The organism is Rhodococcus sp. MurmanLake-1, from assembly GCF_056945715.1.
The window spans coordinates 295,737-310,868 of the sequence record NZ_JBWZNF010000008.1 but is presented as its reverse complement, the minus strand read 5'-3'; the positions used below and the strand labels follow the sequence as shown (position 1 = coordinate 310,868).

Annotated in this window: 6 protein-coding genes; 3 read left to right on the top strand and 3 right to left on the bottom strand. The window is 64.8% G+C overall.

Annotated elements, in window-relative coordinates; genetic code table 11:
• The first annotated feature begins 18 nt into the window (after positions 1–18).
• Together pks13 and AC2ETI_RS23020 are read left to right on the top strand one after the other, a co-directional pair.
• Positions 19–4,962 (top strand): polyketide synthase Pks13, encoded by a 4,944-nt coding sequence (gene pks13, locus AC2ETI_RS23025; RefSeq protein WP_113683449.1) that lies wholly within the window; start codon positions 19–21, stop codon positions 4,960–4,962.
• Positions 4,959–6,500: an acyl-CoA carboxylase subunit beta gene (locus tag AC2ETI_RS23020; protein ID WP_019746413.1), complete on the top strand. Its 1,542-nt coding sequence runs from the start codon at positions 4,959–4,961 to the stop codon at positions 6,498–6,500. The genes pks13 and AC2ETI_RS23020 overlap by 4 nt, the downstream gene beginning before the upstream one ends.
• On the opposite strand, the gene AC2ETI_RS23015 is transcribed toward AC2ETI_RS23020, so the two are convergent.
• The gene (locus AC2ETI_RS23015) at positions 6,497–7,408 is read right to left on the bottom strand and encodes a LysR family transcriptional regulator (protein ID WP_019746414.1); all 912 of its coding nucleotides are present in this window, start codon (positions 7,406–7,408) and stop codon (positions 6,497–6,499) included. The two genes, AC2ETI_RS23020 and AC2ETI_RS23015, sit on opposite strands and share 4 nt — an antisense overlap.
• Before the next feature lie 73 nt (positions 7,409–7,481).
• On the opposite strand from AC2ETI_RS23015, the gene AC2ETI_RS23010 reads away from it, so the two are divergent.
• A complete protein-coding gene (locus AC2ETI_RS23010) occupies positions 7,482–8,432 on the top strand; it encodes a DMT family transporter (RefSeq protein WP_483634427.1) in 951 nt (316 codons plus the stop codon).
• Here the strand turns inward: AC2ETI_RS23010 and AC2ETI_RS23005 are convergent.
• Together AC2ETI_RS23005 and AC2ETI_RS23000 are read right to left on the bottom strand one after the other, a co-directional pair.
• Positions 8,429–11,731, bottom strand: a complete 3,303-nt coding sequence (locus AC2ETI_RS23005; protein WP_483634426.1) for an arabinosyltransferase domain-containing protein — start codon at positions 11,729–11,731, stop codon at positions 8,429–8,431. The two genes, AC2ETI_RS23010 and AC2ETI_RS23005, sit on opposite strands and share 4 nt — an antisense overlap.
• A 73-nt stretch (positions 11,732–11,804) precedes the next feature.
• Entirely contained in the window at positions 11,805–15,095 is a 3,291-nt protein-coding gene (locus tag AC2ETI_RS23000) for an arabinosyltransferase domain-containing protein (RefSeq protein ID WP_483634425.1), read from the bottom strand.
• Positions 15,096–15,132: the final 37 nt, after the last annotated feature.

The following is a 15,132-nucleotide window of genomic DNA, read 5'->3' as shown; positions in this document are numbered from 1 at the left end:
CGGTGGCTTGGTGAGTTGATGGTTGAACAAGATGGTGTGCAGAGCAAAGACGTTGTGAGCGAGATGAGTGTCGCGCAGTTGCGTGAGTGGCTTCGCAACTGGATCGCCGACGCGACCGGTCAGCCGGTGTCGACGATTGTGGACGACCGGCCGCTGGACGAGTTCGGACTCGCCTCGCGGGACGCAGTTGCTCTGAGCGGAGACATCGAGGATCTGCTCGGTGTCACGCTGACCGCCACGATCGTCTACCAACACCCCACCATCGCCTCGCTGGCTACTCGGATCATCGAAGGTGAGCCCGAGGCGCCGGAGGAGACCGTCGACGCGTCGTACTACGTCTCAGGCGCCACGACGGACGCCCACGACATCGCCATCGTCGGACTGTCCACACGATTCCCCGGTGCCGGGCACACGCCTTCGGACATGTGGGAAATGCTGGCGGCCGGACGCGACGGCATCAGCGACCTCCCCGAGGACCGCTGGGCCGAGTTCATGTCGGATCCCGCCATCAAGGCCGCGGTCGAGAACGCCAACACCAAGGGCGGGTACCTCGACGACGTCAAGGGCTTCGACGCCGAGTTCTTCGCGATGTCTCCGCTCGAGGTCGTCAACGTCGATCCGCAGCAGCGCCTCGCACTCGAACTCGCGTGGGAAGCGCTCGAGCACGCGCGCATTCCGGCCAGCGGGCTCAAGGGCAAGCAGGTCGGTGTTTTCATCGGCAGTTCCGCCAACGATTACCAGTTGCTCGCGGTCAGTGATCCGACGACGGCGCACCCGTACGCACTGACCGGAACGTCGACGGCCATCGTCGCGAACCGGGTTTCGTACTTCTTCGACTTCCGTGGACCGTCCATCGCTCTGGACACCGCGTGCTCGTCTTCGCTGGTTGCCGTTCACGAGGCTGTGCGTTCGCTGCGCAGTGGTGATTCCAACATCGCGCTGGCCGGTGGCGTCAACATGCTGCTGGCCCCTCCCGGAACCCTCGGTTTCGACCAGACCGGGATGCTCGCTCCCGACGGCAAACTGCGTGCATTTTCCGCACACGCTCAGGGAATCGTTCGTAGTGAGGGCGGCGGACTCGTCGTGCTCAAGCGTCTCGAAGACGCCGAGCGTGACGGCGATTCCATCCTCGCGGTGATCGCCGGATCCGCGGTCAACCAGGACGGCCGTTCCAACGGATTGCTCGCGCCCAACCCGGACGCCCAGGCCGACGTGTTGCGTTTCGCGTACCGCGACGCCGGCATCGTGCCGACCACAGTCGACTACATCGAGGCGCACGGAACGGGCACCGATCTCGGTGATCCCATCGAGGCCGACGCGCTCAGTCGTGTCGTCGGTCGTGGCCGTGACGACGACAAGCCAGCTCTGCTCGGTAGTGCGAAGACCAACTTCGGGCACCTGGAAGCAGCTGCGGGCGCCGCCGGCCTGATCAAGGTCGTTCTGGCGATGCAGGAAAACAAGATTCCCGCGACGATCAACTACCTGGGCCCGAACCCGCACATCGACTTCGAGAAGGCGCACCTGCAGGTGACGCCCGAGGCCACCGACTGGCCGCGCTACACCGGCAAGGCCGTCGCCGGCGTTTCCGGTTTCGGTTTCGGCGGAACCAACGCGCACGTCGTGGTCAAGGAATACGTGCCTGCCGACGTGGCAGTCGATGAACCAGTCGTGGATGCCCCGGTAGCTGACGAACCGGCAGCAGAGGACGAGAGCACCGTTGTGCTGGCTGTGTCCGGTGCGCTGCCTTCGCGTCGTCGCCGCGCAGCTGCAGATCTGGCCGACTGGCTCGAAACCGAAGAGGGAAGCAAGACGCCCCTCGCCGACGTCGCCCGCACACTCGCGCGTCGCAACCACGGACGCTCGCGCGCCGCTGTTCTGGCGAAGACGCGGTCCGAGGCCATCAGCTCGCTGCGCGCCGTCGCCGCAGGCAAGCCGGCTCAAGGAGTCTTCTCGGCCGACTCGCCGTCGCCCAAGGGCGCGGTGTGGGTGTTCTCGGGCTTCGGCTCGCAGCACCGCAAGATGGCCAAGCAGCTCTACACGGAGAACGCGGCTTTCAAGGCAGCCGTCGACGAGGTCGATGCGCTGATCCAGGACGAGGCCGGCTACTCGATGGTCGAGATGTTCCTCGACGATGCGATCGAGTACAACGTCGAGACCGCACAGGTGGGAATCTTCACCATCCAGGTCGGTCTGGCCGCATTGCTGCGTCACCACGGCGCTGAAGCCGAAGCCGTGGTTCCGCACTCGATGGGTGAGGCCGCTGCCGCATACGTGTCCGGTGGTCTGAACTTAGAAGACGCTGTGCGCGTGATCTGTTCACGTTCACGGCTGATGGGTGAGGCCGAGGGCGCACTCGTCGGCGACGACATCCGTCTGATGGCACTGCTCGAGTACAGCGCATCCGAGATCGAGGCGCTGCTGCCCACGTATCCCAAGCTCGAGGTCTGCGTTTACGCAGCTCCGACGCACACGGTGATCGGTGGACCGCAGCCGGACATCGAGGCGATCGTCGCGGCCGCCGAGGCCGACGGCAAGATGGCGCGTGTCCTGCAGACCAAGGGTGCCAGCCATACTTCACAGGTGGATCCGCTGCTCGGCGAGCTTGCCGCGGAGTTGGCCGGTATCGAGCCGACCACGTTGAAGCTCGGCGTCTACTCGTCCGTCGACAAGGACACCTTCTACCGTCCCGGTCACGAGCCGATCCATCAAGAGGCGTACTGGGTCAAGGGCCTTCGCCACAGCGTGTACTTCACCAATGCGGTACGCGGTGCAGTTGCCCACGGCCACACCACTTTTGTCGAGCTTGCACCCAACCCGGTGACGCTGATGTCGGTGGCGGCTACCGCGTTCGATTCGGGCCTGCACGACATGGAACTCATCCAGACGCTCAAGCGTAAGGAAGACGAGTCCGCGGGTGTGCTTGCCGCTCTCGCGCAGCTGTACGTGCACGGCCATGCCGTGAACCTCGAGTCCTTGCTTCCTGCAGGCGATTTCGCCTCGGTTCCGCGTACTGCATTCCTGCGTAAGCCGTACTGGCTCGACATTCGCGTCAGTGCCGGCGGTTCGGCTCGCGTACCCGGCTCGCACGTCGCTCTGCCCGACGGCCGCCACGTGTGGGAGGTCGACGCATCCGCCGTCACCGATCTGGCTGTGCTCGTGAGCGCTGCTGCCGGACAGGTGCTCTCGGATGTCGCTCTCACCGCTGCCGTTCCGCACGGTGAACTGGCCGGCGCTGCGACCCTGACGACAACCCTCAACCCGCATCCGGGTGGAGCGTCGGTGCAGGTGCACGCACGCGAGGGCGCTACGTTCCGTTTGCTGTTCGATGCCGTCGTCACGTCCGGTGAGCCGCTGCCCGAGCTGGTCATTAGCGCGCCGGTCAAGACCAGTGCGCCGATGGAAACCCTGGCCGAGGTCGTCGAAGACGCCGGAGACAAGTGGGATCCGAACGGTTCGCAGAGCCTCGACGACCGCCTCAAGATCGTTGTGGCCGAGTCGATGGGGTACTCGCCGGAAGATCTTCCGGCCGAGGTTCCGCTCATCGAACTGGGTCTCGATTCGCTCATGGCGATGCGTATCAAGAACCGCGTCGAGTACGAGTTCGACATTCCGCAGCTCCAGCTCCAGGCAGTCAAGGACGCGAGCCTCAACGAGGTCAACAAGTACCTGCGCTACGCGATCGACAATCGCGAAGAGGTTCAGGCGATGGCCGACAAGCAGGCTGCCGAGAAGTTGGCAGCCGATGCGGCTGACGAGGACGCTGCTCCCGCTGAGGAGTCGGTGGAACTGCCGGCGACTGCTCCGGTTGCTGCTGCGCCTTCCGATCCTTCTCGAGCCGGAACTGCCGACGATGCCGGCTCCGATGTTCCGCCGCGAGATGCGGCCGAGCGCTTGACGTTTGCGACGTGGGCCGTCGTCACCGGGAAGTCCGCCAAGGGTATTTTCAACGATCTGCCGATCGTCGGTGACGAGGTCGCCGAGAAGCTTGCTGCTCGGCTTTCCGAGCGTGCGGGCGGCGAGATCACTCTCGACGACGTTCTCGATTCCACCACCATCGAAGAGCTCGCGGACGTCGTGCGCCAGTACCTCGAGGACGACGGCAAGATCGACGGACTCGTACGCACTCTGCGTGCCCGTCCCGAAGGTTCCACTGCCGTACCGGTATTCGTCTTCCATGCTGCCGGTGGTTCGACGGTGACGTACGAGCCTTTGCTCAAGCGCCTGCCCGCCGGCACGCCGATGTACGGGTTCGAGCGGGTCGAGGGCTCGATCGAAACCCGTGCTGCTGCTTACGTTCCGCTGCTGCGTGAGATCCAGGGCGACGGGCCGTACGTACTGTGTGGCTGGTCGTTCGGCGGCGTGATGTCGTATGCGGTCGCGAAGTTGCTGCGTGAGCAGGGCGCTGACGTGCGTGTGGTCGGACTGCTCGACACCGTCATGGCCGGCGAGGTAGTGCCGGACACCGAGGCGGAACGACGCAAGCGTTGGGAGCGCTACGGCAAGTTCGCCAAGCGCACCTACAACCTGGATGTTCCGCTGCCGCTTGACGTTCTGGCCTCCACCGAAGCGGACGAGGATCAGATCCAGATCTTGATGGACATGATCAAGATGAGCGGCGCCAAGATTCCCGGCGGCATCATCGAGCATCAGCGGACGTCGTGGTTGGACAACCGCGCCATCCAGACGGCCGAGTTCAGCAGCTACGACGGCGACGTCGTGCTCTACATGGCCGACAAGTACCACGACGAGCTGATGACGCTCGAGCCCGCATTCAAGACCCGCAAGGCAGATGGTGGTTGGGGTGACTACGTGAAGAACCTCGAGGTCGTCTACATCGGCGGGGACCACCTGCAGATCGTCGACGAGCCGTACATCGCGAAGGTTGCGGCAGACCTCACCACCAAGCTGGCCCAGATCGAGACAGCTCAGACCAAAACAGCGGAAACCGGAGTTCAGAAGTGACGACAACCACCGCGGAGAAGCTCGCTGAACTCCGCGAAAAGTTGGAGAAGGCAAAGGAACCGGGCTCGGCTCGGGCCATTGCGAAGCGCGATGCAGCAGGGCACAGTACGCCGCGCCAGCGCATCGACATGTTGCTCGATCCCGGTAGCTTCGTCGAGGTCGGCGCCCTGGTGAAGATGGCGGGCGAGGACAACCCGTACAGCGACGGCGTCATGACCGGTCACGGAACTGTCGACGGGCGTCCGGTTGCCGTGTTCGCGCACGATCAGACTGTGTTCGGCGGTGCCGCCGGAGAGATGTTCGGTCGTAAGGTCGCCGCCGTCAACGATTTTGCACTGAAGGTGGGCTGCCCGGTCGTCGGTATCAACGATTCCGGTGGAGCTCGAATCCAGGATGCCGTTTCCTCATTGGCTTGGTACGCCAACATGGGTTCACGTCAGGAGCCCTTGTCCGGCGTCTGCCCACAGATCTCGGTCATCCTCGGTAAGTGCGCCGGCGGTGCCGTGTACGCACCGATCAACACCGACGTCGTGGTCGCGACCGAAGAGTCGTACATGTTCGTCACCGGACCCGACGTCATCAAGTCGGTCACCGGCGAAGAGGTCAGCCTCGAGGATCTGGGCGGAGCGCGCAAGCAGGCGGAGTACGGAAACATCCATCACGTCGCTCCCGACGAGAAGGCTGCATTCGACTGGGTGCGTGAGTACCTGAGCTTCATGCCGTCCTCGTGCACGGAGAAGGCGCCGTTGATCAACCCGGGTCTCGAACCCGAGATCACCGAGTCGGATCTCGAACTCAACGCCTTCATGCCGGATGCCGACAATGCCGGCTACGACATGCACGACATCATTCTGCGGATCTTCGACGACGGAACCTTCCATGAAATCGGAGCCCAGGTCGCGCACAACGTGATCACCGGGTTCTCCCGCGTCGACGGCCTGCCCGTCGGCGTCGTGGCCAACCAGCCCACGTACCTCAGTGGCGCCCTCGATGCGGACAGCTCCGACAAGGCTGCCCATTTTGTGCGCCTGTGCGACGCTTTCAGCATCCCGCTCGTTTTTGTCGTCGACACACCAGGCTTTCTTCCCGGCGTCGATCAGGAAAAGGTCGGTGTCATCAAGCGTGGCGGGCGTTTCCTGTTCGCGTACATCGAAGCCACTGTCCCGAAGGTGACTGTGGTGGTTCGTAAGGCGTACGGCGGCGGTTATGCCGTCATGGGTTGCAAGCAGCTCGGTGCCGACATCAACCTCGCGTGGCCGACCGCTCGTATCGCCGTGATGGGTGCCGAGGGTGCCGTCAACATCATGGGACGTCGTCAGCTCGCCGAGGCGGGAGAGAACGCACCCGCGGTGCGTGCTCAGTTGATCAACTTCTACAACGAGTTCGTCGCGACGCCGTACATCGCGGCTGAGCGCGGATACATCGACGCGGTGATCGAGCCTTCGCAGACGCGTCTCGAAATCCGCAAGGCTCTGAAGTTGCTCAAGGACAAGACGATCTTCAAGAACCCGCGCAAGCACAACTTGATGCCGCTCTAATTCTTCTTGTCACCGAGGGAGTCGAACTGGCGGCGTAGCGCTTCTATCGCCGCCAGGACGGCAGGTCTTTCGCTGTCGGTCCGCCAGGCGAGGTAGATGTCGCGGCCCAGCGGCGGAAGGGTGTCGAGCATTCGAACACCTTCCGGTGGTACAACTCTCGCCAGGCGCGGGATCAAAGCGACGGCGAGGCCCTGAGCTACGAATTCGACCTGGGTGGGAAACTCGGCGACCTCGTACTCGATTCGTGGGTCGAACCCCTGCGCGCGCAGGGTCCTGACGGTGAAGGTGTGAAAGTCCGTTCCCCGGGTCCAGGTCGCCCAGGCATGCTCGGACAGCTCGCTGAGCGCGACGACCTTGTTCTCCGCCAGCGGATGCGACGCGGGGAGAGCGAGCAGCGCCACGTCGTCGTACACGGGCGTGAAGGAGACTCCGTCGGGAAGTTCGACGGGCAGAGTGCTCCAACTGTCGACCACCACGACGTCGAGGTCGCGGCGAATCAGTGCGGGGAGGAGTTCTTCGGATTCGCCTTCGTTGAAGGTGATTTCGAGCTGGGGGTGCGCGTGCCTGATCTCGGCGATGGCTCGCGGCAGCACTGTCCTGCTGGGGGAGACCAGGGCCCCGATGCGTACGCGGCCCGTCACCTCGCTCTGCAGCGACGCGATTTCCGCCTCGGCCTGGGCGAGCGTCGAGAGAACCTCTGCGGTTCGGCGCGCGAGGATTCGGCCCGCTTCTGTGAGTCGCACACCGCGGCCCTGCGGTTCGAGGAGCGGAACACCGACCTCGCGCTCGAGTTTGTTCAACTGCTGCGAAATCCCGGACGGTGTGACATGCAAGGTGCGGGCGGCAGCCGCCACTGATCCGTTCTCGGCGACGGCGTGCAGGGCGCGGAGTCTTTCAAGATTCAACACAGTAGAAATGCTACCGAATATACGGTCTGAACATTTGCTTGTGCTGAATAGTTAGCGGCAGGAACATTGTCGAGTGACCACTCTGACCTCCGCGACCGCGCAGACACCGACACCCACCCGAACTCCTCGGGGGCGCATCGACCCTCGATTGCTCGTCGTCGGAGGCGCAGCCGCGATCTCGATCAGTTCGCTCCTCATCAAGCTGGCTGATGTCGGGCCCTCGACGGCCGTCTTCTTCCGTTGCTTCCTGGCCTTGCCGCCGCTGTTGTGGTTGGCGTGGCGAGAGTTCCGCCGGGTGGGCAAGCCGAGCCGGCGGGCAGTCGTTCTGCAGGTGCTCGGCGGTCTGTTGCTCGGACTGGATTTCGCGTTGTGGTCGCAGTCGATTCTGATGATCGGCGCGGGTATGGCGAGCGTCGTCGTGAACGTGCAGGTGATCGTGGTGCCCGCACTGTCCTGGTTGGTGTTCGGCAATCGGGTGCCGATGCGCTTCGTCTTCGCCCTACCGTTCATGTTCACGGGAATCGCCTTGGCGGGCGGCGTGTTCGGGGGCGGGGGAACCGGCGACGAACTGCTGTGGGGAACGGCGCTCTCGCTCGTCTCCGGAATCGCTTACGGCGGTTACATCTTCGTGGTCGGCCGTACGGGCGAGGCGGATCGGGCCGCGAGCCAGGTGTTGATCTCGACGACGTCCGCGGGCATCGCCGGTTCCGTCATCGGATCACTGTGGGGCCGGATCGATTTCGCCCCGGGTTGGGAAGCGTTCGGCTGGCTCGCGGCACTGGCGCTGGTCGGCCAGGTGTTCGGCTGGATGCTGATGGGGCACTCGCTCCCTCGGCTGCCCGCCGAGGTGGGCGCGACGCTCCTGCTCATACAACCGGTCCTCGCCGTACTGCTGGCGGTTGTGCTGCTCGGCGAACGGCCAGGCGTTGGACAACTACTCGGGTGCGTCGTCGTTGTCGGAGCGGTCTCGGCCGTCTCCGTACGTCGCACCCGAGCAGTCACCCGAGTAGGTAGCGCAGGCTAGTGCACTCGCATCTCGCCGGGCATCCACATGCCCGAGCGGGTTGCGGTGCCCGTCTCCACCTCTGCCGGAACAGCATTCGGGAAGTACCGGTCGTAGCGCTCGAGTGATCCCCAGTCTCGTGCCCAGTCGTCCTTCAGGTACGTCGGAACCGTCGTAGCACCGGCGAGGACCTCGGTGAATCCGAGCGGTCCACCGTTGTCTGCGGACTGCCAGGTATCGGTGGAGCTGACGGCCAGGGGACGGTCCGGGAGGATGCGGAAGTTCGGCATCTCGGCCACACCGTTCTGATGTGTGAACGGACGTTGGCACGGGAACTGAAGGCCGACAGCCCAGTCCAGGAGGACCGGCTGCTCGCTGCCGATGTACGAGTCCAGGGACTCGAGCTTGGGCACGCGCGGCGGCGTGAATGCCATCCACTGATCGCCCGTGAGGTTGGGATCGAACGCGACCACCCGAACGGCATCGGCATCTGGCGCGAGTTCGTCGATCGGGATACGGACGTTGCGCCACGACGGCGCCGGGCCGATGTCTCGCGGCATGTACGAACCCTGAACCTGCACGGTCCCGTCGGGCTGAGTCTTGCCGTACTCGACCAGAAGCGACTGGCCGTACGTGATCGCACCGGTGTTGTCGACGGACCACACGCGGCCCGCTACGGACATGACCACCAGCGGTGATTCTTCACTGCGAGTGGGCAATCCGTACCAACTCGAGATGAGGGAAGCAGGTTCCTGCACGCCGGGCTGGTAGCTGCCCATGACCGGCGTCTTCGACGGATCGAGGCCGAAGGGGAGCTTGGCCGTGCTGCCGTTGACGCCGAGGTTACCGGTGCCGCCGCTGGTTCCGGCGCCGGAACCGGTGGCGAAGGTGGGGCCGACACTCTGGCTGTCGGTATTGCCCATGCCCTGCTTGACTTCGATGTAATCCGCAGTCAGATCGCTGGGAACCCCATTGGGGGAGAAGCCCTTCGGATCGACTCCGGACAACGGATCCTCGGCGTTGAATCCGGGAGCGGGCAGAGGCCGCAGATTTCCGGAATTGACGTCGGTCTCGACCAGAACGTCCTCGGCCATGCCGCAGGTCTTGCCCGCGAGTGCCTCGATGTTGCTTCGGCCCAGCGAGTACGCCGGGTACTGCGACACAGCGCCCTTGAGTAGTGAGAGCACCTCGAACAGGACCATCAGACCGGCGATCACGGTGAGCGGAGCAGCCGCGAACTTGCGAATTCGTCTGCCCTTGGCCGTGTTCGGCTTCTCGGGCGGGGCTGCAAATCCCTCACGCAGGTACTGCCAGGCGGCAAAGGCCAAGGCGAGAGCAAAGAGCGCGAGGAACAGTGTGTTGGATTCACGGCCGTCGTAGGAGATGGTCTTGTCGAACCACGGAACGCCGTAACTCGAGACGTACCAGTAGCCGTTGATGCCGGCGAACGTCAACGCGAGCATCAGGAGCAGCCCGGCCACGAACACCGATCGGTTGCGACGCGAGCGCAGGGCAGACGCGGACACTGCCACGGCGGTCAGCGCGGCGAGAGAACCGGCGATGCCCGCGTACGCACCGAAGTGGTGAGTCCACTTGGTGGGGTTGAACATCATCAGGAACATCGTGCCGAAGACGACGCCGACCAGGCGCCACGACGGACCGGTTGCCGCGCCGGGGACGCGGCCGCGGCGCAACAACACGAAGAGCGTCGTGAAGAGGCACAGGATCATCGTCAAGAACGCGAAGCGTCGGGCAACCGAGCCGTCGACCGTCTGGACGAAGAGGTAGTAGTAGCGCAGGAAGTCTTGGTACCACTCGAGATTGGGGCCGATGATCGTTCGGACGCGCGTGGCTTCCATGACGCCGGCAAAGGTCTGGTCGGCGAAGATGACCACCAGCACGATGGTTCCGGCAGCGGCGATCGGAGCGAGAAGCGGCAGTGTGCCGACCAGTCGGTGACGCTTGACGACGATGCGCACCAACGGGCGCACACCGGCGAGAAGGGCTGCGATACACATCAATCCGGTGGGTGCGGCGGCAAGAGTGAAGGCGCCGATCAAGATTGCCGTGGCCGCCGGCAGCAGACGTCCGGTGGCGATGGCGCGCTCGATGGAGCACCAGGTGAGCAGTGCGCCGAGAGCCACGATGGGCTCGGGGCGAAGACCGTTGTTGTACGCCAGCCAGAAGGACAGGAATACCAGACCGCCGGTCCACAGGGCGACGTTGCTCCGGCGAACCGCCCGGCCGAGACGCGGGACGACCTCGCGGCTGATCACCATCCAGCAGAGGATTCCGGCGAGCAGAGCGGGCAGACGCATGAATGGGCTCGCCGTCGAGATCTTCGCCATCACGGCCAGGACTTCGTAGTACCAGCCGAACGGGGCCTCGGGAACGCCGAACCAACGGAAGTAGTTGGCCATGTATCCCGCGTCCGGCGAGACTCGGGCCATGGTCAGGAGATAACCGTCGTCGGCGGTGTTCGCGCCGATGAAGTGCCAGACGACCAGCGTGCCGACCACAACTCCGTCGATACCGGAGAACTTCCACCATCGTTCGGGCAGGAAGCGTCGGTGCTTGCGGCCGTCGGTGCCGTCGAGGCGAGCCAGGGCGACCAGCGCGACGATGGTCGAGAGCACTGCCACGATCATCGCGACCAGCTTCAAGACGCTGGGGCTCGACGAGAAACGTGAGTCGATCGTCATCGAGAAGCCCAGCCCCTCGGGGGCAGCGCCGTCGGGTAGGTCGCTGAAGACGCCGACCACCTGCGGGCGGAAGTCGCCGTCGAGCTGGCCACGAATCGGGTTGCCGTCGGGATACGTCAGTCCGACGAACTCTGCCGTGGTTCGGTTGACGTCAGAGCTGAACGCGATGGCGCCGCAGCGACTCGACTCGACGTCCTCACGCGCTGCCGAAGCGACGACGACGTTGCGATCGAGCACGTCGACGCTGGTAGCGGACACGCGGACGAACATCGACGAGAGCGCGGCGCCGTCGCCCTGAGCAGGTGCCGTCGACATCAGGATGCCGCCGCCCTCGGGGAGTGAGCTGACCGCGGTGCAGGGGATCGACGCGTTGACGTCGATGGGAACCTGCGCCATCAGCGGTGCCTCGACGTCGCCGATCACGCCGTTCTGTGGCCAGTTGACCGTCGCCGTCGTCTGCACGACAGGAAGCAGCGGAGTTGCCAGTGCGAGTACGAAGCCGAGCAAGCCGGCGATGATCGCAACCCATCGAGTGCGATGGAAACGCTCGCGGGCATCCTGACCAGCAGGAGGCGGCGAACTCGAAGTCTGGGGTGAAGCTGTCACGGCGTCGGGCACGGCTACCGATGGTATGTCAGGGCTGAGCGTGGACCTACCGTGCCTGGGTGGTTGGTAGGTCCACGCGTAACAGTTACGACTGGTAACGAATCGGGCCCGGTGTCCAGGTGCCCGACCGGGTCTCGGTGGTGACGTTCATTTGCGCGGGAACTGCGTCCGGATCGAGCGGTGTGTACTGCTCGAGCGAACCCCAGTCACGATCCCAGTCGTTGTCAAGGTAGGTGGGCAATGCCCTGGCCGAGAGCAGTTCGCTGGTCCAACCGAGCGGTCCGCCGCCGTAGTGGTCCTGCCAGGCGTTGGTGGACTCCGCGCCGATGCGGTCGGGCAGAATGCGCCACTCGGGGATCTCGGCGACGCCGTACAGATGATCGACCGGACGTTGGCACGGGAAGGCCAGACCGACGGCCCAGTCCATCAGCACCGGATCGGTGGATCCGACGACGTCCTGCAGCGTGCGCATGGTCGGCACTCGCGGCGGTGTCACCGCCAGCCACTGGTCGGCACTGATGTCGGTGTCACTGGCCACCAGACGCACGGTGTCGGCGTCGGCGGGCAGTTGATCCATCGGAACGCGCAGGTTGCGCCACGACGGCGACGGGCCGATGTCGATCGGATCGACTCGTCCCAGCGCGTCGACGCTTCCGTCGGCCTGCTTCTTGCCGTACTCGACCTGCAAGACCGCGCCGGGGGTGACGATGCCGTCGGAGTTGACGTAGCGGATTCGTCCGGCCGCGGCGACCGTGAGGAGCGGTGCGGCGTCGTTGCGCTCGGGCAGTGAGTACCAACCTGTGGTCAGCGACGCGTTCTGGGGCGCTCCGTAACTACCGAGCACCGGCGTTTTTGCGGGGTCGAGCCCGAACGGGAGCGCGACGTTGCTGCCGTTGACGCCCGAGGTCGACTGCGAGCCGCCAGCGGTTCCGGATCCGGTTCCGGGCGTGCTGGTGGTGCCGGACTGAGAGGTCGTGGTGTCGAGGCTGTTTGCACTGCCCGCCGTCGAGTCCTCGGCGTCTGCGGTGAGGTCGCCGGCGACTCCGTCCGTCGAGAATCCGGTCGATTCGCTTGCACCGAAAGCTCCGGCGCCGGCGAGATCGGTGGGCCTGTCGACCAATTGCAGAACGCCGGCGTTCGGATCGGACTCCACGAGTACCTCACCCGCGAGACCGCAGCTTCCGCCGAAGACGGATTCGATGTTGGACTTGCCGATCGAGTACGCGGGGTACTGAGCGACCGCTCCCTTGAGTAGGGACAGCACCTCGAAGAGCACGACGGCTCCGGCCGCGATGGTCAACGGTGACGGGGCGAGAAGGCGAAGTCGCCTTGTCTTCTTGACGCTGTCTTCTGTGCCGTTTCGCTCGCGCGGCTCCATGACGTGGTACCAGGCTGCCAGCAGCAGGGCGAGGATCGTGAGGCCGAGGAAACCCGTCGAGAATCCCTTGCCGGCGATTGACGGCGGCTTGTCCCACCACGGCACGCCGTAACTCGAGACATACCACCAGCCGTTGGAGCTGGTGAACGCCACAGCGAGGATGAACAGGATGCCCGCGGCGAACAGCGCGCGGTTTCGTTTGGAACGCATGCTCGACGCACTCACGCCGACAGCGGCGAGCACGGCAACCGTAGCGGCCAGACCGGCGTACACACCGAAGTGGTGGGTCCACTTGGTGGGGGTGAACTGCATCAGGAGCAGCGACGCGAACACGATGCCGAGGATTCGGCGCGAGGGCCCGATCGCGGTGCCGGGGATCCGGCCCTTGCGCAGGATCATCATGACGCAGAAGACGAGTCCGACGATCATGACGAACATGCCGAAGCGGCGTGCAAGTGAGCCGTCGGGGGAGATGGTCATCAGTGCGTCCCACCGCAACCGCTCCTCGAACCACGGAACGTTCGGCCCGACGGCGGTTCGCACCCGGGTCGATTCGAGAACTGTCGCGAGGGTTTGATCTGCGAAGACTGCGACAAGAACCACGGTTCCGGCTGCGAGGATCGGCATGACCTGGGACAGGAAGCCGACGCGTTTGCCGCGGGCGATGAGGATCTGCAGGATCGGCCGGGCTCCGGCGATCAGCGCGCCGATGGCGATCAGCCCGGAAGGCCCGGCGGCCAGCGAGAATGCGGCGATCAGCACGGCCATCGCGGCGGGCAACAGACGTCCGGTGGCGATGGCGCGCTCGATGGAGCACCACGTGAGCAGGGCGCCGAGGGCAATGATGGGTTCGGGACGCAGGCCGTTGTTGTACGGCAACCAGAAGGCCAGGAACACGAGCCCGCCCGTCCAGATGGCAACCTTGTTGCGGCGCACCGCAACACCGAGTCGCGGTATCACCTCGCGGCTGATGACCATCCAGCACAGAATGCCGGCGATCAACGCGGGCAGGCGCATCCACATGCTCGCGGTGCTGACCTTCGCGAACAGCGCCAGCACGTCGTAGTACCAACCGAACGGCGCTTCGGGGACGCCGAACCAACGGAAGTAATTGGCCATGTACCCGGAGTGCTCCGAGACTCTGGCCATGCCGAGCAGATAACCGTCGTCGGAAGTGTTGGCGCCGAACACATGCCAGAGCGCCAGCGTGCCGATCACCAGGGCGTCGATGCCGGTGAACTTCCACCACCGTGCCGGAAGGAACCGCCGGGCACGACGGCCGTCGACGCCGTCGATCCGGTGCAGTGCGTACAGCGAGACGATGGTCGAGAGTGCCGCGACGATCATCGCGAACAGTTTGAGAAGTGTGGGGCTGGACGAGAACCGCGAGTCGACGTCCATGTGGGCAGACAATCCGGCGGGCGCTGCGCCCTGCAGGTCGGTGAAGATGCCGACAACCTGTGGCCGGTAGTCACCGGTCAGGGTGGTGCCGACGCCGTCGATTCCGGTGACCGCCGCGACGGTCTGCTCGGAGTTGGTCGTGATGGTGATCGCCGTGCACCCGCTCAGTTGATCGAGCGGAGCCGAGATCAGCACCGAATCGCGAGTGAGTGCTTCCAGGCGGTCGGCCGTGGTGCGGACGGTGAGGCCGCGGGCGTTTCGGTCCGGCGCACCGTTCGGCATGGTCGAGAGCAGTGTGCCGCCGCTGCCGCCCAATTGGTCCAGGGTGGAACAGGGAATGCTGATGTCCAGCGATGTGGGCGAGTAGGAGATCAGCGGCGACGAGACGCTGTTGACGGTCCCACCCTGCGGCCAGTCGATGCTCGCGGCTTCCTGCTTGACGGGCAGGAACGGCGTCGCGAGTGCAAGAAGCAGGCCAAGAAGGCCGGTGACTATCGCGATGAGTCGTGCCGTCCGGACTCTCTGGGAATCCGATTCTCGGGGAGCTTCGGGGCCAGTGGGCACGGGTTTCGGGGGCACTACTACTTCAGACGGCACAAGGAACGATGTTAGGCGAGTGCGGGCCCACACATCC